Annotated in this window: 17 protein-coding genes and 2 pseudogenes; 12 read left to right on the plus strand and 7 right to left on the minus strand. The window is 55.6% G+C overall.

What is annotated here, in order from left to right; genetic code table 11:
• Positions 1–79: 79 nt before the first annotated feature.
• Positions 80–1,111, minus strand: a complete 1,032-nt coding sequence (gene xerC / locus OO25_RS10915) for a tyrosine recombinase XerC (RefSeq protein WP_040180096.1) — start codon at positions 1,109–1,111, stop codon at positions 80–82.
• A gap of 28 nt (positions 1,112–1,139) precedes the next feature.
• Here xerC and OO25_RS10920 point away from each other — a divergent pair.
• The 4 genes and pseudogenes from OO25_RS10920 to OO25_RS10930 form a co-directional block, all read left to right on the plus strand.
• Positions 1,140–2,051 (plus strand): annotated as a pseudogene (locus tag OO25_RS10920) (TrbI/VirB10 family protein); the annotation flags it as partial.
• Between the two features lie 2 nt (positions 2,052–2,053).
• Entirely contained in the window at positions 2,054–3,049 is a 996-nt protein-coding gene (locus OO25_RS10925; protein WP_040180097.1) for an ATPase, T2SS/T4P/T4SS family, read from the plus strand.
• Positions 3,042–3,209: a DUF4177 domain-containing protein gene (locus tag OO25_RS22550; RefSeq protein ID WP_082035326.1), complete on the plus strand. Its 168-nt coding sequence runs from the start codon at positions 3,042–3,044 to the stop codon at positions 3,207–3,209. Before OO25_RS10925 ends, OO25_RS22550 begins: the two co-directional genes overlap by 8 nt.
• 30 nt (positions 3,210–3,239) lie before the next feature.
• The gene (locus OO25_RS10930; RefSeq protein ID WP_040180098.1) at positions 3,240–4,244 is read left to right on the plus strand and encodes a type IV secretion system protein; all 1,005 of its coding nucleotides are present in this window, start codon (positions 3,240–3,242) and stop codon (positions 4,242–4,244) included.
• A 24-nt stretch (positions 4,245–4,268) separates the two neighbouring features.
• Here the strand turns inward: OO25_RS10930 and OO25_RS10935 are convergent, their stop codons facing one another.
• Positions 4,269–5,351 carry a serine protease gene (locus OO25_RS10935; protein WP_082035327.1) on the minus strand — a complete coding sequence of 361 codons (1,083 nt, stop codon included), beginning with the start codon at positions 5,349–5,351 and terminating at the stop codon, positions 4,269–4,271.
• An 81-nt stretch (positions 5,352–5,432) separates the two neighbouring features.
• On the opposite strand from OO25_RS10935, the gene OO25_RS10940 reads away from it, so the two are divergent.
• The 3 genes from OO25_RS10940 to OO25_RS10950 are packed head-to-tail and all read left to right on the plus strand — an operon-like array spanning position 5,433 to position 8,835.
• Positions 5,433–6,473, plus strand: a complete 1,041-nt coding sequence (locus OO25_RS10940; RefSeq protein WP_040180099.1) for a hypothetical protein — start codon at positions 5,433–5,435, stop codon at positions 6,471–6,473.
• On the plus strand, positions 6,470–7,483 hold the full coding sequence (locus OO25_RS10945; RefSeq protein WP_040180101.1) for a hypothetical protein: 1,014 nt from the start codon (positions 6,470–6,472) through the stop codon (positions 7,481–7,483). Before OO25_RS10940 ends, OO25_RS10945 begins: the two co-directional genes overlap by 4 nt.
• A gap of 2 nt (positions 7,484–7,485) precedes the next feature.
• A complete protein-coding gene (locus tag OO25_RS10950) occupies positions 7,486–8,835 on the plus strand; it encodes a hypothetical protein (RefSeq protein WP_040180102.1) in 1,350 nt (449 codons plus the stop codon).
• A gap of 75 nt (positions 8,836–8,910) precedes the next feature.
• Here OO25_RS10950 and OO25_RS10955 read toward each other — a convergent pair.
• Positions 8,911–10,697 (minus strand): annotated as a pseudogene (locus OO25_RS10955) (type IV secretory system conjugative DNA transfer family protein); the annotation flags it as partial.
• A gap of 1,049 nt (positions 10,698–11,746) precedes the next feature.
• Here OO25_RS10955 and OO25_RS10970 point away from each other — a divergent pair.
• The gene (locus OO25_RS10970) at positions 11,747–11,974 is read left to right on the plus strand and encodes a helix-turn-helix domain-containing protein (RefSeq protein ID WP_040180105.1); all 228 of its coding nucleotides are present in this window, start codon (positions 11,747–11,749) and stop codon (positions 11,972–11,974) included.
• Between the two features lie 822 nt (positions 11,975–12,796).
• On the opposite strand, the gene OO25_RS10975 is transcribed toward OO25_RS10970, so the two are convergent.
• Both OO25_RS10975 and OO25_RS10980 read right to left on the minus strand, forming a co-directional pair.
• Positions 12,797–15,121, minus strand: coding sequence for a molybdopterin-dependent oxidoreductase (locus OO25_RS10975; RefSeq protein WP_040180107.1), 2,325 nt, complete (start codon positions 15,119–15,121; stop codon positions 12,797–12,799).
• The gene (locus tag OO25_RS10980; RefSeq protein ID WP_040180109.1) at positions 15,111–16,583 is read right to left on the minus strand and encodes a pyridoxal-phosphate dependent enzyme; all 1,473 of its coding nucleotides are present in this window, start codon (positions 16,581–16,583) and stop codon (positions 15,111–15,113) included. The genes OO25_RS10975 and OO25_RS10980 overlap by 11 nt, the downstream gene beginning before the upstream one ends.
• 348 nt (positions 16,584–16,931) lie before the next feature.
• Between OO25_RS10980 and OO25_RS10985 the strand changes: the two genes are divergently transcribed.
• From OO25_RS10985 to OO25_RS22215, 3 genes are read left to right on the plus strand one after another with little or no spacing between them, the layout of a single operon-like run.
• A complete protein-coding gene (locus OO25_RS10985; protein WP_052465659.1) occupies positions 16,932–18,134 on the plus strand; it encodes an amidohydrolase in 1,203 nt (400 codons plus the stop codon).
• 40 nt (positions 18,135–18,174) lie between these two features.
• On the plus strand, positions 18,175–19,272 hold the full coding sequence (locus OO25_RS10990) for a diaminopropionate ammonia-lyase (protein ID WP_242407028.1): 1,098 nt from the start codon (positions 18,175–18,177) through the stop codon (positions 19,270–19,272).
• A gap of 34 nt (positions 19,273–19,306) precedes the next feature.
• Positions 19,307–19,678: a cupin domain-containing protein gene (locus OO25_RS22215; protein WP_052465660.1), complete on the plus strand. Its 372-nt coding sequence runs from the start codon at positions 19,307–19,309 to the stop codon at positions 19,676–19,678.
• Here the strand turns inward: OO25_RS22215 and OO25_RS11000 are convergent.
• Positions 19,672–20,241, minus strand: a complete 570-nt coding sequence (locus OO25_RS11000) for an arylmalonate decarboxylase (RefSeq protein WP_242407029.1) — start codon at positions 20,239–20,241, stop codon at positions 19,672–19,674. The genes OO25_RS22215 and OO25_RS11000 overlap by 7 nt on opposite strands.
• Here OO25_RS11000 and OO25_RS23255 point away from each other — a divergent pair, their 5' ends adjacent.
• Positions 20,242–20,457, plus strand: a complete 216-nt coding sequence (locus OO25_RS23255; RefSeq protein WP_242407030.1) for a hypothetical protein — start codon at positions 20,242–20,244, stop codon at positions 20,455–20,457.
• A gap of 31 nt (positions 20,458–20,488) precedes the next feature.
• On the opposite strand, the gene ehuA is transcribed toward OO25_RS23255, so the two are convergent.
• A complete protein-coding gene (ehuA, locus tag OO25_RS11005; protein WP_040170335.1) occupies positions 20,489–21,304 on the minus strand; it encodes an ectoine/hydroxyectoine ABC transporter ATP-binding protein EhuA in 816 nt (271 codons plus the stop codon).
• Position 21,305 lies beyond the last annotated feature (1 nt).

Genomic DNA, 21,305 nt, shown 5'->3' on the forward strand with positions numbered 1-21,305 from the left:
ACTCGCCTCCAATAAAATCAATGACTTGCGTCATCCTTCCTCTCCTTCACTGCAATTTTTGAAACAACCGTTGAAACTTTCACGTTTCGGTCTTGCTTCGTTCCATTTGATTTCTTGCCTCTTGAGCGCGCTTGGCGAGCTCTCTTTGCCGGATCGGCCCACCGTATTTTTTGAGCATCTCAACGCCTGAGTGACCAGTGACGGCTTTGACCATCTCGTCATCACACCCCGCCAGATAAAGCTCGATTGTCGCGTTTTTCCTGAGACCATGGGTTTTGTAGTAGCTTGCCTTGTCGTGCTTCATCTTCTTTTTGATGGCGCGCATTTCCTCCGCAACGATACGGTAGCTCACTGGTCGACCCTTGGCGTCGGTCACAACAGTGCCGTCCGTTCGCCCAAGCCCGTCGAGATGGGCTTTCAGGCGGTCGGTGAGTGGGATCCAAAGAGGCTTGTCGGTTTTGCCCTGCGTGAAATCGAAACCCTCATCGGAAAAGTGCTCCCACTTCATCTTCACGACATCGCCAATCCGTTGGCCTGTACCAATGCAAAGCTCATAGACCAGCCGTGCCCTCTTTGAGACCAGCACTTCGAACTCGGCCCGAACATCATCTGGCCACGGCTCCCAGCCGTCGCTCTGCTGCTTGAAGAGCGGAATACCCTTCGCCGGATTGCCGTGTTCTTTCTTGATGAAGCCGATCAACCGGGCGTGATTCATAAGGACGACCATGACCTGGACAAGATAGTTGGCTTGCCGCCAATGATCCGCATTGGCCCGGTGCAATTCATAAATGTGATGGGTTTCGATCCTGGCCGGGTCTTTGTCCGCCCAGATCTCTCGAATGTGGCTGATGTATCGCCGATAGTCGGATCTCGTCCGGGGCTTCAGCTTCTTGTAGGCGTCGCTCTCATAGTAGCTAAGGATCAACGCCTCAAAATTGCGTTTCACCGGCGCAGGCGCTGGTTTTCCTTTCAGCAGGCGATTGTAATGATCCCAAAATTCCGGCGTGCCCGCTTCCTCGTGCATCATTACCGAGATACCGCGCGAACGCCGGATGAACCGGAGATATCCCCGGTCATTGTAGACGTATTTGGGCAAACTCTTGCGAGTCATTCGCCCATTCTCAGGTCACTGTTGAGAAATCGACGCCCTGCGCAGTGAGGCTGCTGCAACGCAAGCCGCCCTGCGCGAAGAGCTGGAAGAACGCGCACGTCAGATTCAACGACTGCAGAACGATCTCGAGATTGCACGCCTGGAAACGCCGCGCACGCCCGCACCAACCGGCCCCACGGCCGAAGAACTGCGTCTTCAGGAACTCGAGCGGCGGCGGCAAGCAGAACTTGAGGAACTCCAAGCCCGTATCGCCAGCCCAATCATCGCCTTTGGCGGCACCGGGGGCGGCAACAATGAAACCGCCGCGCAGCAGCGACGGCTTGATGGTGACACCGAATTTGTCCGCAACGGCGTTGAACCTGCTGAGGTGACGCAAGCCCAGTTGATCGTGAATCCGTCAAACACAGTTGTTCAGGGCACGATGATCCAGGCCGTGCTGGAGACCGCAGTCGACAGCTCGCTCGCCGGTCAGGTCCGCGCGATGGTGTCTGAAGATGTCCACGCCTATGACGGCTCGCGGATCCTGATCCCGCGCGGGGCACGCCTGATCGGGCGGTATCAATCCGGCCTCGATATCGCACAGCAACGCGTGACGATCGCCTGGGACCGGATCATTCTGCCCAGCAACCAGACCGTCGAAATCAGCGCCTTCGGTGGCGATGAACTGGGCCGCTCCGGCACGACCGGATTTGTCGACAGCCGTTTCGGCACGCGGTTCGGGTCCGCCGCCCTAATATCACTGATCGGAGCCTTGCCCGCAGTGGCTGCGCAAAACACTGAAGATGAGATCGCCTCGGATGTGCTCGAGGGCATTGGCGAAGACCTGCAGGACAGCGCACAAAGCGTGATCGGCGAATATCTCTCCATCTCGCCCGTGATCTATGTCGACCAAGGTGCCCGCGTCACCGTGATGGTCGATCGTGATCTGGAGATCTTCTGATCATGGCGGCAAGCTATCTGCAAAGCTCGATGGACAAAATCCCTGAGGCGCGTGACCCAAGGCTGATCGAGCTTTGCATCAATCCTGATGGCACGCTGTGGGCGGAGTTTCAGGGTGATCACTTCATGCGGAGCGTCAATCGACAGCTCTCGGCGAATGAGATCAAGGACCTTGGCAATCAGATTGCCTCCGCCGCGAACACCACGCTCAGCCGAACGAAACCGATTGTTTCGGTCAGCATAACCTTCCGCGACCGCCCCATCCGCGCGCAAGTCATCCAGCCTCCGGCCGTTGATGGCGGTTACGCGATTTCCCTGCGGTTCTTTGCGGACCTGCCATTGGACCAGATCAAGCTGTCCTATCTCTTCGGAAAAGAGCGCAGCAACGAGGCCGCAAGACGCAAGTGCAATGCCGAGCTGCGCGATGTCGTGGCCAACGGTGACATCGACGCCGCGATCAAGTTCTGCGTCACGCACAAGCTCAACATGATCGTCTCCGGCGGGACCTCGACCGGCAAGACCGTCACGGCGCGCAAGATCCTCTCCTTCGTGCCCGCCGACGAACGTATCATCACGATCGAAGAGGCCGCCGAGCTGCGTCCGACGCAGCCCAATGTCGTCACGCTGATGTCTGACCGCGATGAGGCCACGCGCAGGGCTGATGTCCTGCTGACCTCTACCCTGCGGATGCGGCCGGACCGTATCGTCTTGGGCGAAGTACGCGGCAAAGAGGCCATGACCTTCCTTGAGGCCATAAACACCGGCCATGGTGGCTCACTCACCACGCTCCACGCTGAAACCCCTCAGCTGGCTGTGCAGCGCCTCGCCATCGCCGCCCTGAAAACCGACGTGCCTATGACCTACCAGGACATGAACGACTACATCACCCGCTCGATCGATGTGATCATCCAGGCCGGTCGCCATGAAGGCGCGCGCGGCATCACCGAATTCTACCTGCCGATTGATCCGGCCCATTCAAAGGAAATAGCCCATGTTTGAATACAAGATTGAACAGATTAACACCGCCAAGACAAAGCCCCCGAAGATCGAAGCGCAGCTGACCGCCCTTGGCCAAAATGGCTGGGAGCTAGTCTCGGTCGTGCCGGATTTCGACGGCGAGCACATCCTGAAAGCCTTCCTGAAACGCCGCACCAGCTAAAGCACCTAAAAGCAAACCGAGGAGGATCGGATGGGCGTCGTCACCTGGATGGTAGAGACAACCGACAACTTTCTGGACGACGCGGCCCAAACTACCTTTGGCAACGTCGCCGGACAGCTTGGCGGCATCATTGCCGTAGCCTCAACCCTCGCAGTGATCGGCGTCTTCCTCAACATGGTGTTTCAGTACAAATCCATGGATGGGCGGACCGCGTTCTGGTTCGCCCTCAAGCTCATGCTGATCTCCCTCTTTGCAATGAACTGGGTCCAATTCAACGCAGTAGCCAGCGCCCTCATCAACGGGCTCGACCAGCTCGCGGGCGGCATGGTGGCCGGGCTTGGCGGAGGCGGTGCAGGTGCATCCTACTTTGCCGGAGCCTTTGACGACCTCATCGAAGAGTTCGGCGACTACCTGAACGCGGCTGGTGACAACATGCATTGGATGGCCGGAGCCCTGATCGGCGCGATTGGTGCGTTCCTTTTAGGCGTCATAGGCGCGCTTTGCGGGCTTGTCCTGATCTTCGCCAAGATCATGCTGGCCTTCATGATCGGCATCGCCCCCATCATGATCGCGCTTTCGCTGTTCGACGGAAGCAAGGACTATTTCCACCGCTGGCTGTCCAGCACGGTTTCCTACGCGCTCTACCCCCTCGTGATCGCAGGAGTGTTTTCCACCGTCGTCGGGATGTCGCGCTCGCTAATGGCCGAGCTCGGAGATCCATCCGGTGCCAGCAACATCGGCGCGCTGGTGCCCTTCTTCATGATGATGTTCCTCGCAGGCGGCATGATAATCGCCACCCCACTGATCGTGCGCTCAATCTCCGGCAACTTCATGATGGCCGGACCGCCGAGCCTTCCCGGTCCCGGCGGGTTCGCCAAGGGCTTGATCGGCACCAAAGGCTCGCGAGCGCGGGCGCGGTTTGGGACGAGGTCGAATGCGGAGATCGCAGGGGCTGGCATACGGCAGACAGGTGGTGCGACGGTTTCGATGGTTCAGAGAGTTGCTGAACGGGCGAAGCGGCTAGAAAAAGGGTAAGTGTATTTTCGAGCGCCCACTGCACTAAACTGAAGCAGATCCTAATACAGCAGCTTGTTGTGCAATCCTGCGAGCACCCGGCCTACGCCATAGATCCAGAAGTTTTTCCCGAAGCGCTTCCTGAGTTGGGTCTGGATTTTGCTCCGACTTTAACCAGCCCACGAGTCGCGAAGCGCGAATGCCTTCATTCGCTCGGAACAAGACGTTCGCGAGATCATTGAGTTGTGAAACATCAGTTACGGGCACCCCGTCCTTTTGCAGTGGGCTACCATCGCGGTCAAGTATTGTGCCTTGTGGGTTGCGCGCTGGTACCGCGCTATGATGCAAAGCCAGCAAGCGCCAAGAAGGGTCAAACACAGGTGATCCAGAGCTGCCCGGCTTGGTATCTGCTGTGTACCAACAATACCGATCGTCGTCGCTGCCTCTGCCAGTATCCACGAAATGGCTGTTGTGGACCACCAATGACTTCATTTCACCATTTGGGTGCTGAATTAGGCTTACAGGTGTTCCGCTACTTGTGTCCTCGTCTTCTCCGGAAAATACATGCCAGCCAAAGGTGTCTAAGGGCGGCGCGATTCCAGCAAAATCCGTTGCAGCACAAATAGCGACATCATACTCCTCGTTGCGCATAAAGAACGTTTCGGGGTCGAGTGAAAACTCGCTAATCCGACGAGGTGGGCCGAGGCTTTGCTCTTCGTAGTCCATCTGCAAAACATGGTCGCTGGCTGCCGCGATGGATGGCAAGCTGTGGGCTGTCGTCATCACTAAACCCAACCCGACGTGGAACCCAGTGGAGTAAGATTGGTCGCCGTCCCATATCCGACCAACCGCCCTTCTCGCCAAAAGGCCCGCTTCGAGAAACTCGATTGAAACTATATCATTCGAATTGCCGACCAATCTCTCCAGAAGGCCTGCAGGATCGGCTCGATGAGTTATCGTTTCAGACTGCCATGATCCCCGCTCAGCATTTCTGGTTGCGCTTCTTCCCAGGATCCGTTCGCTTCTCTCCGTGATGCGGCGTTCCGTGCTTTGAATTCGGCTGAGATGCGAACCCAGACGCTCTTCAGCCGCTGCCATCATTGATATTTGAACTTCATCTAAGGTCATAACTGGACTGTAGACGGTTCCGCAAACACTCGCTAGGGTTGCTGCATTGATTTAAGGTGACCGGCAATTTTCAGGTGACGTATGGCAGACCAAATAACATACGATGATTTTCTTCGACTGTTGCGAGATGATGATGTTTCGGACACCGATTTACGCCCTTATGTGGAACTAGTACCAGGAGATGGCGGACTGGACTTTAACGTGCGGCCGAATCCCAAAACCGTAGCAATGACAGCCGCTGATCAAGAGCTCGAAAGTGCTATGAAAATTGGCAACGGCTTGGCTAGGTTCCGAAGACGAGGCAAGTTCTTCTCAGTTCTTGAGCGCGAGCCAGACAAACCGGTAATCGTATCAGAAGGTGATAGTTGGTTTCAGTTTCCGATCTTGATCGACGAAACGATTGACCACCTGCTGCCGGACTTCAACGTCTGGTCACTTGGCGCAGCGGGTGCAACCTTAAAAGAAATGACTACTGGCTCTCCTCAAAAGGGAAAGTTCGAATTCATTACCGAACTTCGACGTCACAGGGCTCGAGTAAAGGCTTTCCTATTTTCCGGTGCCGGGAATGATATAATCGGCGAAGACCCAGCAACAAAGGAGCCGATGCTCCTAGGGCTATTAAACGATTTCAACGGTAACGTTACTGATGTTTCTGGTCACATTAACTTCTCAGTCCTGAATGATCGCATTTCGGAACTTAGGCTGGGGTATTCACGAATGATCGGCCTTGTCAGATCGGAGCCGGGGCTGGAAAGGTTGCCTGTGATTATTCACGGCTATGACTACGCCATTCCATATCCTGCAAGCGCCTCGGACAAAAGAAACCCAATTTATGCGGGCAACGATCAGTGGCTTGGGCGCGCCTTTGCCAAGCGCGAGATCAACGACGCTGAACTCCGGCGAAAGATAATCGCGGTCTTTATCGACCGTCTTTACAATATGCTGTTCGCGTTGAGCGACGAGCAGGGACAAAACGACGTCCATGTGGTTGACTGCAGAGGTTCTATGCCCAACGTCGACGATTGGAATGATGAAATCCATGGAACGTCGAAAGGCTTCGAAGAGGTGGGGAAGCGGTTCAATGCCGTTTTGGATGGCGTTCTGATAGAGGCAACATCATGAGTGATAATCCGAACCCAGAGCTAGCTGGTAGAGGGATATCGATCGCTATCGCGCTATTTCTAATTGTTTTTGGAGTAGTGATCTCAATACTACCCCTGCTCCTTCCCGTATTGACCAGTATCAACCCGATTGACGTTTTCACCTTTGCACCAGTTGCATATTGGTTTGGGCTGGTCATAGCCCTTTCAGGTCTTTCAGTTTTACTTGCACGCATTATTAAGATCGATGCGGTTGGGGCTGGGAACATGAAGTTCCTAGGATTCGAATTGCCGATTGAAGTAGGCGGCGCAATATTCGTCCTGTTCTTTTTGCTGTTGGGCGCAGCTGCTGTCAGTTTCGGCACGGGGCTCCATAACTTTAAAGACAATAGAGCATCCATTGCAATTTCGACTGAGGCCGATGCGTTGGCATTTGTTCGGGCGCATAAAGAGTATGCGAGAGTCGCTAACGACTTGGGTGTGAGCGAGTCACGATTAGAATCTGCTGAGACAAATCTAGCGGCCATGACTGGGCAAAGGGATGCATTGAGAACAATTTTGCAAGCTGGTTTGGACGACCGATCACGAGGCGTCGAATTGATGAGGATGCGGATCGATTGTGGTGATCTTGGCAAGCACTGGATCGATTGGCCGGAGCGCCTACCTGGCGACGATGAAGTTCGGGCGCGTTTGAGGCCAGACCCAAATGCGTATGTGGATCCGTCAGATGTTGAACCGTTCCGCGTTTATGGCGACCGGACGACAACTTATCATTTGTATGCCGCGGGCTCGACGGGCTCAGACAATCGAATTATTAGCTTCAACCTAAGACTTGACGGGGACAACGTTCTGACTGGCACATTCGAGTCCACCGGCCGTTCCCTCGACGATTTTTGTCAGTCTTTCTCACGAGGCGTACGAGGATTTGAAAGCGACCCATTGTTAACGGAAGTCGATCGGCTGGCACCCGTTGATCCAGGTGCCGTAACGTCAGAAACGACTATTGCGGCTGAAGCTGCATCGGATAACTGACTATGATACGCCTTATCTTTTTCATATTCGCCCTAACCATGTCCGCGCCAGTTTTCGCGGACGAAGTCGACAAAATTTTGACTGCCCCAGCACCTCATGAGATTATTGACGCGCTTCCTTCCGGGGAACGTGAGAGAGTAATTTCAGCTCTAGGACAACGTCTAGAAAATGATGTGGCAACGATTGGCCCTGTTTTGTGCGCAATGTCACCTTGGACGACAGGCGACCAAGCAGAGGACTTGGCATTGCAACAGGCTGCCTGGCGAATGATGCAACAGGATGGCAATGCAGAAAGCTCAAATGTCCGATGGCTCGATTGCTTGGCTTCAAACCGAGTTGAAGAAACAGGTTACAAAACCGTGGCCTTAGATCCCATGTTCGATCTCCGTCAATCAGCTTGCACAGGGGCTATTGATGTAAGTGGTGTTCCCGAAGCATTGATCGGAATCGAAGCATTCAATGAGGAATACAGTCAAGGGCTCGCATCCGAGGCGTCCGATGGTCAATCAGAAGTGTTTTCGTTCTATCCATTAAGAAACGCCACTCGACAAGCAACCTTTTATGCAGCCTTAGCAGTTGCCGCGGATCAAGACGGCAAGCACGATTTAGCCGCGCAACACTTAGAAGATGCAGCAGACGTTCTGGATGCGAAATTGGACGAGCTCAACAGCGGAAGTGTTTCAGAAACGCGCAATGGTTGGCGCAGACACAATGACGTCGAGTTCTATGCGGCGTTGTACCGCTGGCTTGCAACTGGCACGGGTATTGAGCGTATTGAGGCTTTTCTCGCCCCTATCCCGGTCAAACAGAACCCAATATTTGCGAATGCTCTGAGTGACGATCTCCGCAATCGTATCCCGGACGAATTTGTAGACATGATCTACGTTGAGCGTCTGCTTCCCGGTGCACAGGGAACAAGCGCGAACGACGAGTGTGAGCAATGGCGTCGCAGATCGTATTCAACATCTCATCTTGCAAAAGTTGTACTCGACTGTTCCTCAGATAGAAACCTAGTCACATTTGACACCTGTATGATGTCGCTTGAAGCAACAGACTGGACCGTCGTTTTCGCAACCCCAATTGCAAGACAGAGTGACGCAGATGGCATTAAAGAAAGCATAGGGGTTTTTATTGAAAGAGCCCTTGCCACACCGGACGCTTTTGGATCTGAACGGGAGGAACTTCGGTCTCGATTGCTTGACTTCAAAGTGGTTCCGTATGGTACAAACCGGCTGAGGTTCAGCTCGAGCGCAACATTCTCAACTTCTGAGCGTGAGAGACTCGAACGTGTGTTTTCCGAAACAAGCTATCGGGGAATCGAGCCCCTGTTCTATCGACCGCGCGCATATTGATCGAATGCGCGATTTCAAGACGGAAAAGTACAGCCTATTGAGACCGCCGAACTGAATGCAAAACTGGAGAACCGCTTATGAATTCTTCGCGATCGCGGCAGCTTCCATAAACGCATCGACTCGATTTGATCCCTTCAAATATTCTTCTAATTCTGACTGTTCGACCGAAGGTGGTTCCGGCTTCGAAGCGGCCAAACCATCGATCTCTACGCGCCGAGTTCCATTGTTTTTGGGGTCACCAACTGCCTGCACCATCGGCACCTCAAGCGCTCCAATCTTCGCCTCCAGCGCCTTGATTTGCCCTTGTAGGCCGCGCATCTGGTCCCCCGCTGAGGGAAATGGCAAATCGCCGCTCTGCTTGTCGAAGATCTGCTTAAAGAACCGATCCTCATAGTACTTGATCCGCTTGGCGCGCACGGGCATTTGCGCGTCGACCACCAGAACGATGTCATCAAGATCCATGCGCCGTGCCTCATCCTCAGGTAGCAGCGCGGTTTCTTCGGTCCGTTCAGACATGCTGCGACCTGCGAAGGGGTTGCGTCCGACCGAGCGCGAACGGGTCACGACGCGCTTGGTGGTTTTGCCGACGGCTTTGCTGAGCTCTTCGATGGTCTTTTCATCTGAGGGGGTCAGGTAGAGCTTGATGCCCGCGTTGCCCTGCAAGGCACGGCGGGCGTTTTCACCGTAGATTTCATCTAGCGCCGGGATGGTCTGTGTGACGATCGCGAGGTTGGCCCGGTAAGACCGCAGAGTTTCGATGCTGTCGAGCACGATCGGCATTTTGCCCAGGCGGTTGAACTCATCGAGCATGATCATCACGGGCCAAGGCTCGTCCTTGCCTGGTTCATGGTCCTGCAGCGATGCCAGCAAGTCCGAGAAGAACAAGCGGATCAACGGCGCCAGCGGTTTTACCATCAGCGGTTCAACCACGAGGTAGACCGAAAACGGCGTCTTGCGGATATCTCGGAAATCGAAGTCCGACGTTAAGGTCGCACGGTCGATGGCCGGGTTTGACCACTGCTTGAGTCCAGATGTCATCAAGAGCGACAGGTAGGACGTCAGCGTGTCGTTGTTGGTCGAGGCCATGCGCATGAAGATCAGGGGTTGACCACCTCGTCGGCGCGGCGGCGATATTCCTTCTGCTTGTCTCCGCCTGAAGCCGTGATCCGGTAGATTTCGCCCAAGGTCGGTCGCTTTCGCTCGAAAGCCAAAAGTCCTGCCGCCACGAACAGATCTATACCACCATCGAGAAGCCCTTGGACCCGGTCGCTATCAGCTTGCAAGAACAGCGATGCTAGAAGCTGCAGCTCCATCTGCTGGCGATCGACGTTGTCCAGCGCCGATATGCGCAACAAAGGATTGTAGCGGTGCGAGCGTCCATCCTTCCAATCTGTGGGCGCGAACCGAAAGACCTTGTCGCCCTGCGCGGCCCTGTGGCGCGCGGTGGCTTCGAAATTTTCGCCCTTCACGTCCAGCACCACGGCACTGCCCTGATAGGTCAGGAGGTTCGGGATGACGAACCCTGTGGTCTTACCGCGCCCGGTCGGGGCGACGATCAGGGCATGGGGGAATACCTTGGACATCACGAAGGGTTTGCGCCTCTTGGGCTTGCCCATTTTGCCGAGGACGAAGCCGTGGCCGGGCTTTCCGAAAAAGCCGTTCCCCTTCATCTCGGACATCTGCTGCCAGTGGGTTTCCCCAAATTTGGTCAGCGCATCGTTCATCAACACCGCACTGAGCAAAACACCGGCACCAGTGCTGATCGCCACGATCAAGTGAACAATCTGCATATCGGCCGGATGGGTCATTCGGAGAACCCCATAGGTGCGCGCCAACATCAGGAAATCGATATCCGCCCCGTACCGCACTGCGAAAACGCATGATAGAATTCGGGATCTTTGGGGATTGGATCCGTCCCTTCCCAAAATTTGGGGCCGCCGCGCCAAGCATAGAAATGATAGCGAACACCGGGCACAACCTTGCGCCGGACACGGTGGGCACCCTTGGGAAAGCTACTTCTGGGCACGGCGCGCGCTCCGCTGTTCAACGAGGCTCGGTTGCGAAGTGGCTTCGCGTTCTGCTGCGCTGATGCCTTGAATAGCATCCAGTCGCGCCCGAATGAGTTTTGGGTCATACCACCCGCGCCGCCTGGGCACCGGAGCGATACCCGTCCTACGGCAGAAGTCATAGAAGGACGCGCTCGGCTCACTGTAGCCGAAGAGAAGCGCAAGCTCTGGGGCCGGAATCAGCTGAATATGGCTTGGGCTCATTTTTCAGCCCTTTCACCCAAGGCTTCTTGCCGCGCGGAAGAAGCGTCTGGAAACGCATGCCACACTTAACCGGCGCAGCCTGTCTCAGGAAATCGTCGTCGCTCTTGAGGAGAAGTATCCGGCCGCAGAACCGGATGCAACATCCGATCCAGCGGCCCGTATGCTGTTCTGGCTCGCCAAACGCATCCGCTGGAGAAACCCAAAGCCAGGAACGCCAAGGGACAAACAAGCCGCCCTGTATGAGCGCATTGCGGGCGATATCGCGGAACGTATGAAGGACATCGGCGAATAGCCTTAGTAGGGCCCCCACTCATATCCATGGTTGCCTTCGTGATCTTCCCATTCAACGCCGACCCCGCGACGACAATTCGATGACGAACACCGTCGCGACGGCAGCACCCATTGCGGGGCCGCTGCTGGGGTCGTTCGTTGCCAGCTAAATTCACCCTGCGTGCCATAGGTCCCGAGGCGCATATTGTAACTCTTAGAACAATCATCGTCGCGGCCACGTTCGCGATGACTGTAGTGCCGAACATCCCAAACACGGATCGAGCGCACGAAATCGATTTCCAAGCCACTGATGTCGATGTCGACACTGCCTTCGACCACCAGTGCCAGATTGATGTGGCCGAGTAGAGGCCATGAAATTACAAGAACAAATTGGGTTAAATATCCGAAATCTAAGAAGTTCCAGAGGATTGAGCCGAGAACAACTGGCTTTGGCTGCAAACATAGATCGCAGCTATATCAGCGAGATCGAACTCGCCAAAAATTCAGCATCAATCGATGTTCTGGAGCGGGTCGCGGATGCCCTCGAGGTCGATCCCAAGGACTTGTTTAACGAGAGGGGCAAGTTTTGCCCAAACTAGAGAGTGTTCGCACGACGGCCGAAGCCATCGGCCGTATTTCTTGCATCAAAACTGACGAAGAAATCGGTCTGCTGTATCAGTGGGACAACGGCGAGACGCAGGTAGCGGGATACGATGGCGGCCATCCTAACAACACTAGACTGCTCAGCTCATACCGGTGAACCGGACGTTGGCGCAAAACGCGCCTAACGGCCGTAAAGAGCCCAAAGGAGAAGTGTCCAAATCTTGCTGCATGCGCACGCAGAGCGGATTTTTCTGCGGATGTCAAAATTTGGCTGTCGCAACGCGGCAAGAAAGCCGACCATTCGATCAGAGCAAGGCGAATTTTGTTACTCGAACCAACGATCGCGGGACTTTGCAGCCTTTTGCAGGCGCGGCCGTTGTTCAAGCAGGCCCTGTTCGCGCCCGCAGCACTTGCTATGCCACGGCGCGGCTGAGGTCTTGAGGACAGTCTTTCAAAGTGGTTACAGCATTTGGCTCGCAATCCAACCCGTCCCCGCATGTTGTGTGGATAAGACTAAACGGACGAAGCGGCCCTGTGTCCTTGCAGTACAATTTTCTCGCGGTGCGGTCTTTAGCAGCGGTGCCGACAATCATAGAAGCAATTCCGATAGCCGTCGTCCTGAACTGATTGAACGTGGTTCGGACCCGTTCTGAGCCCAAGCGAGAACATCGTCGGACCGGGCAAAATCTAACTGTGCAACTTGATTTCGCCGATCACTTCAAACGACACATTGCGAAGGATGCCACAGCGCAATTGGTAATTCTGAAACAGAACTAGGCTGATGTTTCAGCAGCGCGGTCACTTCCCCAAAATGTCGGTTAAGCCCGCTGAATTACTGGCGGGAGATAGGCTTTACTCTGTCCAAAGCTGACCGTCAGCTTTTCGATGCCGACCAGGCAACTATGTGCAGCGGGGCCTTGTGCCAAATCCGACGTTCCTTGATCGCGGGTCAAGGTGTTTGGGTTACCGTTCTGGCAGATAAGCGTGCCATCTTCCTGCCGCGCAGCATCCAGCCAGGCACCGGTGCTGATGGCTATGCACCCTTGCATCAACGACGGATCGAGCCGCGCTGAAACCAGACAGGCTCCGCGTTCATTATAGACGCGCAGCAGAACACCGTCGCACACGCCCATCGTTTCGGCGTCCACCGGATTGAGGCCTGCGACCGCCCGTCCATTCACCTTTTTTACCTGGCTTTCAGGCCCATGGTCCAGCTGAGAGTGCAGCTTGTCTGCCGGTTGTCCCGAGATCAGATGAAGCCGGTGTTTCCCGGTCGCATTCCCCAGCCATTCTTCCGGCGCATACCAGGCGGGATGCGGCAAGATATTGTCCTGACGTGAATCCGCGATTTGTGCGCAGCAGATCTCGATCCGTCCGGACTGCGTTTCCAGCCGTGCAACTCGGGGATCCTTGCGAAACGCCTCTAGGGCTCCACTGCTTGGCGTACCCGGGTCAATGTAGTGCCAGCCCTTTTCAGTGAATGTCGCATAGTCCGGCAAGATCACCCCGCAACTGTCTGCCTTCTGCCTGCTCTTCTCATAGAGCCATCGCAGCCAGTCATCAGAACTTCGCCCTTCCGTGAATGACGTATCGACACCGAGTTTGCGGCTAATCCCGGTGAAAATTTCATAGTCGTCACGAGCCTCGGCATGCGGCGGGACGACCTCCTCCATGGAGACGATATATGGATCGCGTGGTGTCATCATCAGATCGCGCCGTTCAAGCTGTGTGGTACAAGGAAGAACAATGTCCGACCGCTTGGCCAGGGCATTCCAGCACCATTCGTGGGCGATGATCGTGTCAGGCTTTTGCCATGCGCGTTCCAGTTTGGTCAGGTCCTGATGATGGTGGAACGGATTGCCCCCCGCCCAATAAACTAGTTTGATATTCGGATAGGTGAGCGTCTGACCGTTGAACCGGAATGTGCTGCCAGGGTTCAGCAGCATATCGCTAATCCGGGCGACAGGTATAAAGGTTGTGACCGGGTTTTTCCCTTGCTGGAACGATGCAAATTTTATCGGCTGGCGTTCCATCCCGATGGAATTTGCAGCGCAATACCCAAAGGCAATGCCTGCGCCTGGCAACCCGATCTGACCCAACATGGCAGCCAAGGTCGTCGCCATCCAGAACGGCTGTTCACCATGCTCTTGTCGGGTCAAAGACCAGCTCACCGAAATCAGCGTGCGCGACGTTGCCATGCGCGACGCCAGGTCCTTGATCGTTTGGGCTGGAACATTCGCGATATCAGCCGCCCATGCCGCAGATTTAACGATCCCGTCCACCTGCCCGATCACATATCGGGCAAAGGTTTCAAATCCGGTCGTATAACGGTCGAGAAAGGACCGGTCATGCCAGTTGTTCGACAAAAACTCATGGGCTATTGCCAGCATCAACGCGACATCACTGCCTGGGCGCGCGGCTATCCAATCTGCATTCAGGTCCGCAGCCACGTCACTGCGCATCGGCGAGATATTTACGAAGGACATACCTTTCTTTTTGGCATCGGAAAGGGCAGATCGCGCCCTGTGCGCACCGGTTCCGCCAGAGCTGATCTGGCTGTTGCGCAGGGGCATTCCTCCGAAGGCCACAAGCAACTCGCCGTTTTCAACCACCGACTGCCAGCTTGGCGGGTTATGGATGAAACTCGCTGGATCACCCAGAATGTGAGACAGGATCACCTCGCCTGCTGCCAGCGAGTAGGTGTTCACCGACCTGGTATACCCGCCAATGCAATTCAGAAACCTGTGGAGTTGACTCTGTGCATGGTGAAACCGGCCCGCTCCAGACCAACCGTAGGAGCCGCCATAGATGGCTTCATTCCCGAAGGACGCCTTGACCCGGCTCAATTCATTGGCGACCAGTGTCTCGGCCTCGTCCCATGTAACCTGCACAAAAGGGTCGACACCGCGCTTGTCGGTCGCGCTGCCAGGCCCGTTTTCCAGCCAGCTTTTGCGCACCATTGGCGCGTCGATCCGCAATTCATCGTCCAATACACCAATATAACCGTTGGCGATCAGGGAGGGGTTTGGATCCCGCTCAAACGGATGCAGAGCGCGAAGTTTGCCCTCGTTGACCTCGGCACGATAGACACCCCAATGCGCCGCCGTCAGCGGCAGGTTTTCGACAGGTGCCTTATGCGGCATTGAACCGACCAATCATATCGTCCCAAACTGGCACCAGATCCATCAAACCATCCCAAAACGACTGGTCTCGGCGGCGATCAAACGCTTCAAGTGAGATGCGCTGCTGCTCTACCCAAGTGTAGTAGGCAAGGTTGAAGATACGCTCTCGGTCAAAACGGCCAAGCTCTTGCGTATGATCGATGCCCGCGCCCAGAATATGCTGACCGAATGCCTCTGCCGCCTGCATTTCAGCAAAGTTCCCACCAAAGTGGCGGCCCTCTGCAATAGCCATCTCAGTGTGATACATATCGGCGCCATCGGTCGCGACGGTCAGCACAACGTCATCTGAGCCAAGATCATTGAACTTGGCATATTTGATCGCGCCGATGATATTCGCGATGGACGACAAGCCGAGATCACCAAGCTGCGCAATCTGCTTCTGGTTCAAACCACGGTGCTGTGACAGGTATGAGCGGCCAGCAGACGTGTTGAAGACAAGGTTCAGATCATCACAGGCCGTTTCAGATACGCCGATAACAAAATCGGACCCCATCACGTTGTGAATAAGCGGAACATGCTTGTCGCCGATGCCCTGAATGTTGTGCTCGCCATATCCGTTATAAAGCAGTGTCGGGCATTCAAGCGCCTCGATCACACCCGTCTGGGTGCCGAGCGCCTTTTTCAGGTGATCCCCTGCCGCCAGCGTTCCGGCCGAGCCCGTCGCGGCCACAAAAGCGCGCGCGGTCTTCGTGCCATCGGCATTTAAGTGATCAAACACCCGCTGCAGAGCCGGGCCGGTCACAGCACGGTGAATGATGTAGTTCCCGTATTCGCCAAACTGGTTCAGGATCAGGTTTCCAGGGTCTTTCGCCAGTTCGTGGCAGGCGTCATAGATTTCCTTGACGTTGCTCTCTGTGCCAGGCGTGCGGTAAATGTCATTCGGGTCCGTCAGCCATCGGTTCAGCCAATCGAACCGCTCCTTGCTCATGCCCTCGGGCAGAACGGCCACCGACCGACAGCCCAGCAGAGTGGCGATCGCGACGCCGCCGCGACAATAGTTACCGGTGGATGGCCAGACAGCCCGGTGCCGAGTGGCGTCAAAAGCACCCGACATCAACCGCGGGATAAGACAACCATAGGCCGCCAGAACCTTGTGCGTGTTGATCATCGGAAACCGATTTCCTAAGGCAACAACGATCTTTGCTTTCACACCAGTCAGAGCGTCGGGGAGGACAACATGCTCTGGCACCGGCACCAGGCTGTGGCGGTCTGCCCCGTTATGCCAATGCACGCGGAAGAGATTGCGTGCATCGGGTCCATCGGGGTCCGCATCCGTGTTTTCAGCCATCTTTTCAGCAAGATTCGCCGCGGGGTCAGCGAGTTCGGAAATGCGCGGCAGCACAAGCTTAAGGGAGCGCAAGCGTTCTAGATTGCGGTCGTAGCTTTCTTGATGTGTGATTGCAGTTTCCAGCCCTGGAATCATCTCTTACTCCTTTCTTGTTGGCACAGCCCTCATCAAGTTAACTGCGGTTCGAGAGAAAAAACCGCAAACTGTCGTAAAACTACGACGAAATTGATTGTGATTTCAGCAAACACAGCGCATTTTGACATAGCGGTCACATTGGCGGATGTGCGGTCGAATTGCGCGACTTGTTGTCACCACCCGATGAAGCTGAGCGAGAGTGGTGCAGAGAGTTTCGAAACGCGCTTCAGTTCCTGTTGGCATTCCAATTAGAGAAATCCGTGCAGGATTTCGTCGCCGTTTGGCATCATTTGATGTATAATTCAGCGCATTGCCCCCTATCTTGCCCTCAATCAAGCGTCGGGCAAAATGAAGACAGTTGATGAGAAATTGACAGACCTTCGCCGGTCTTTTCACCGCGACCCAGAGGTAGGTTTTAGCGAGGTGCGCACCAAGGCCAAAGTTGCGCAACAGCTTCGTGCTTTCGGTGTGGAGATGCATGAAGGGATCGGCGTCGTCGGCGTCCTGCGATCTGGTGGTGGAAATCGTACAATCGGCCTGCGAGTCGATATGGACGCGCTTCCGATCTGGAAAAGCAGCTTTCATGATTATATCTCTAAAAACGATGGCGTGATGCATGCCTGTGGTCACGACGGCCACATGACAATGCTGCTGGGGGCGGCCGAAATACTTGCAAACGAGCCCGACTTCGACAGCAAAGTCGTAATCATTTTTCAACCGAATGAAGAACACGGGTTGGGCGCACGCGCCATGATCGACGGCGGGCTTTTGGACCGGTTCCCGCTCGATGAGGTCTACGCCATTCACAGCTTGCCTGGCGCACCTTTGGGTGAGCTTTTTACTCGGGTTGGACAGATCTGCACCAGCGAAAGCCTGTTTGACATAGAGATCAGGGGGCAAGGCGGCCACGCCTCGATGCCGCATGTCGGCGTCGAGGCCATCACAGTCCGTGCCGAAATAGTCCAGGCATTGCAGACCATCGTGTCCCGAAAGCTGGCACCGAGATGCGGGGCGGTTGTCTCGGCCACGGAATTCCTGACGAATGGGCAACGCAATGTTCTGCCGGAGACCGCAAGGCTGAATGGCGATGTACGGACACGCCTGGCACAGGACAGGCAGGACGTCGAATGCTTCATGCGTCAGATAGTCGATGGTATTGCCGCAGCTCATGGCGTGGGTGCCACAGTTGCCTTCAATACCGGATCCATCGAAACCATTGATGCTCCCGGTCCCACTGAGGCAGTGATTCAGGCCTCACGAAACGCGGGCCTCGATACAATTCCGGATCGTCCCCCCATGAGCTGTTCCGAGGATTTCGCCCATTTCTGCGCCGCAGTTCCTGAATGTTTCCTGCTTTTGGGAAACGGAACCGAAAGGCCCTACATCCAACCCCTGTACGCTTCAGATTGCGATTTCAACGACGCGCTTCTCCCTATCGGTGCCGTCTTTTTGGCGCAGCTTGTGAGGGATCGCTTACCAAAAAAAGGGCCACATGATGCCGTTACTGCCCCCCAAAGCGCATATCGAACACATCGCAGCGAACCCCGCTGAAGGTGACGCCTCATACCGTGTTTTGACACATGAGAGCTTCTTGACCGCGCGTGAGGAAATCACCGCATGGGACGGCTACGCACCAACGCCGCTGGTCTCACTTTCCACAATCGCAGCCGAGATTGGCGTTGGCGAAATCCTTTACAAAGATGAAGGCCCGCGCATTGGGCTTGGTAGCTTTAAGGCGTTGGGTGGATCCTATGCCGCGCTGCGCGTGCTGCAACGTGAAATATCAAAGCGCTTCGACAGGGCTGTCTCCCTTGCTGAGGTCAGAAACGGGGCATATGCCGAGGAATGCGCAAAGATCACGCTTGTATCTGCGACCGATGGCAACCACGGACGATTACTTGCCTGGGGCCGCAAACGCTTTGGCGTGCCTTGTCGCATCTACATTCATGCGGAGGTAAGCGAGGGCCGCGCCGTCGCCATGCGGGATCTTGGTGCCGAAGTTGTCCGGATCGAAGGGGATTACGACGAGTCCGTCCTTCTTGCAAAATCCGAGACTGAAGAGAATGGTTGGTTCGAAGTTTCCGACACCTCCTGGCCCGGCTATTCGTTGCCCCCGCGCGATGTGATGAGTGGCTATGGCGTCATGGTGCAAGAGATCTGCAACGCGCTGGATCAGCCACCGACCCATGTGTTTTTGCAAGGTGGAGTTGGTGATTTAGCAGCGGGCGTGATCGCAGCGCTGCGCCAGTACTGGGGTGGTGCCTCTCCCCGGCCCATCATTGTAGAGCCAGAGTTGGCCGCATGCCTGTTTGAAAGCGCAAAAACCGGCGCGGCCACAAAAGTAGACATCGCAGAAGAGACATTGATGGCCGGGCTGTCTTGCGGCGAACCCTCGGGCCTTGCATGGGAAATCCTATCAGAGGAAGCCACCGATTACTTGACGATCCCCGAAGAGATGGTTGCCCCAACAGTACCCCTGCTGGCCAAACCACTTGCCAATGAAGCGGCTGTGCAAGCCGGAGAAAGCGCTGTCGCAGGTCTGGCTGCTTTGATCGCTGCGATGGAAGATCCTTCCCTTGCTGAAAAACTTGGCCTGTCATCAACCTCGCGTGTTCTGTTGCTCGGGTCGGAAGGTGTGACAGACGCCGAGATTTTCAGCATGATCATGGAAGGTTTAGAGGCCGCTTAATGCGGGCTCCATACGCAATTGCGAGGGGGTTCAAATGCCAAGATACAAGCCAGGAGACGATGTTGGGCCGCTTGAATTCTGGCCGTTTGATTCCCCGCAAAGTGATTATGTGATCACCCGTGGCGCGCCGGAAACATATGGGCGACTAGATGCCGGAGGCCCTGGGCACACAACCCGCTATGGCATCTGGCGCTGTACCAAGGGCGCATTCGAATGCACCGAGCAAGGCGATGAGTTGATGACGGTCTTGTCCGGCCGATGCCGCCTAATTCAAAACGACACGGGCCAAATCATCGAGCTTGGCCCGGGCGACAGCCTATTTGTCCATGATGGTAAACGGGTCACCTGGGATGTCAGCGAAGACATCACCAAGGTGTTCTTCGGCCATAAATCGGGCGGTTACTGAGGCAGAATCTCTGTGCCCGGATGCTGAAACAGCTGGCCGAATCCGGTGAGCCTGTCCGGGAGTCCGGCGCGCCGCAGACAGCTCCAGAACTGCGCCTGATTTGACGTGATCACCGGCTTGCCGACAATCTGCTCAATCTCTTCAGCCACTTCCGGTGCGCGGATACCGCCGCAAGACAAAAAGATAGCGTCTGCCTCGGGTTGATCAATCTGAACGGCAAAGTCTCTCCAGAAGGAAGGGGTGACCTGCCCAAACTCGATCCCCGTTGCAAGGTTGAGGCCCTGAATATCGAGGATGTCAAATCCCTTTCGAACAAGAAACTCTGCTTCGGCAGTATTGATTTCATCCAGATAGGGCGTGCCGACTACCAGTTTTTGTGCACCCACCGCCCGCAATGCATCGACCACACCCGTCACAATGCACATGGGCTGCGCCCAGGGCGCACCTTTGACAATTGCGTCAAACACGGCTTGCTCACCGTTGACGATGGACCCGCTGGTGCAGCCATAACTGATTACCTCTGGCTTCATGTCAGGTTGCAGCCGTGATGCGGCGTCGGCCATATGGTGGATATGTTGGGCGAGGGTTTCACGCGTGGTATGGTCGTCGGTCTTCAAACGGGTGATGTGGATGCCAACACCCGGAGGCGCCATGTCGAAGAAATCCTGCTCACTCGCAAGATCCGTCGACATCAATATGAACCCAAGCTGCGCCCTGTTGTGGCGCCCGGCATCCAGAACCGGAGCCCAACTCCGGGATTTGACCTCATCGCCCGCTGAAAACATTAAAACCTCTTTCGTATGACCAGTGTCAGACGGCCTCTTTCACCGCGCTGAGGAATTGCTGTGTGCGCTCACGTTTTGGGTTCCCGAACAGCTCTGCCGGCGGTCCCTGTTCTTCGATCTTGCCGCCGTAGAAAAAACAGACGCGATCCGAAATATCGCGGGCAAAGCCCATCTGGTGCGTGACCATCAGCATTGTCAGATTGTGCTCTGACACGAGCTTGCGAATGACGTTCGTCACCTCGCCGATGACCTCGGGGTCAAGCGCCGACGTCACCTCGTCAAACAGCATCACCTTGGGGCGCATCGCCAGCGCGCGCGCAATCGCGACGCGTTGTTGCTGCCCACCCGAGAGCCGCGAAGGGTGTTGGTCTTTCTTGTCCGCCATGCCCACGAGTTCAAGCAGCTCCTCGCCACGGTCTCGCGCCTCAGCTTTGGACAGACCGAGCACCTGAACCGGACCTTCCATGCAATTCTGGATCGCCGTCATATGCGGGAACAGGTTAAAGTGTTGAAAGCACATCCCGATATCGCTGCGCCGGGCGCGGAGGTGCTTCTCGCTAGCAGGGACAAGCTTGCCATTTTTTTCCATGTGCGTCAGCGGTTTTCCATCCACGTAGATGACGCCGCCGTTGATCTTCTCGAGCGTCATCAACATCCGCAGAACAGTGGTCTTGCCCGACCCTGACGGCCCGATGATTGACACCATTTCACCGGCTGATACATCCAGATCAAGATCATCCAGAACCACCAAAGAACCATAGGCCTTTTGCACTTTTTTGAAGCTGACCATCGGCTGGCCCGCTCTCGTGATTTCAGTTGGGAAACCCGTCAGATCTTCCATT

The organism is Phaeobacter sp. S60 (genome assembly GCF_000826845.1).
Taxonomy (GTDB): domain Bacteria; phylum Pseudomonadota; class Alphaproteobacteria; order Rhodobacterales; family Rhodobacteraceae; genus Phaeobacter; species Phaeobacter piscinae.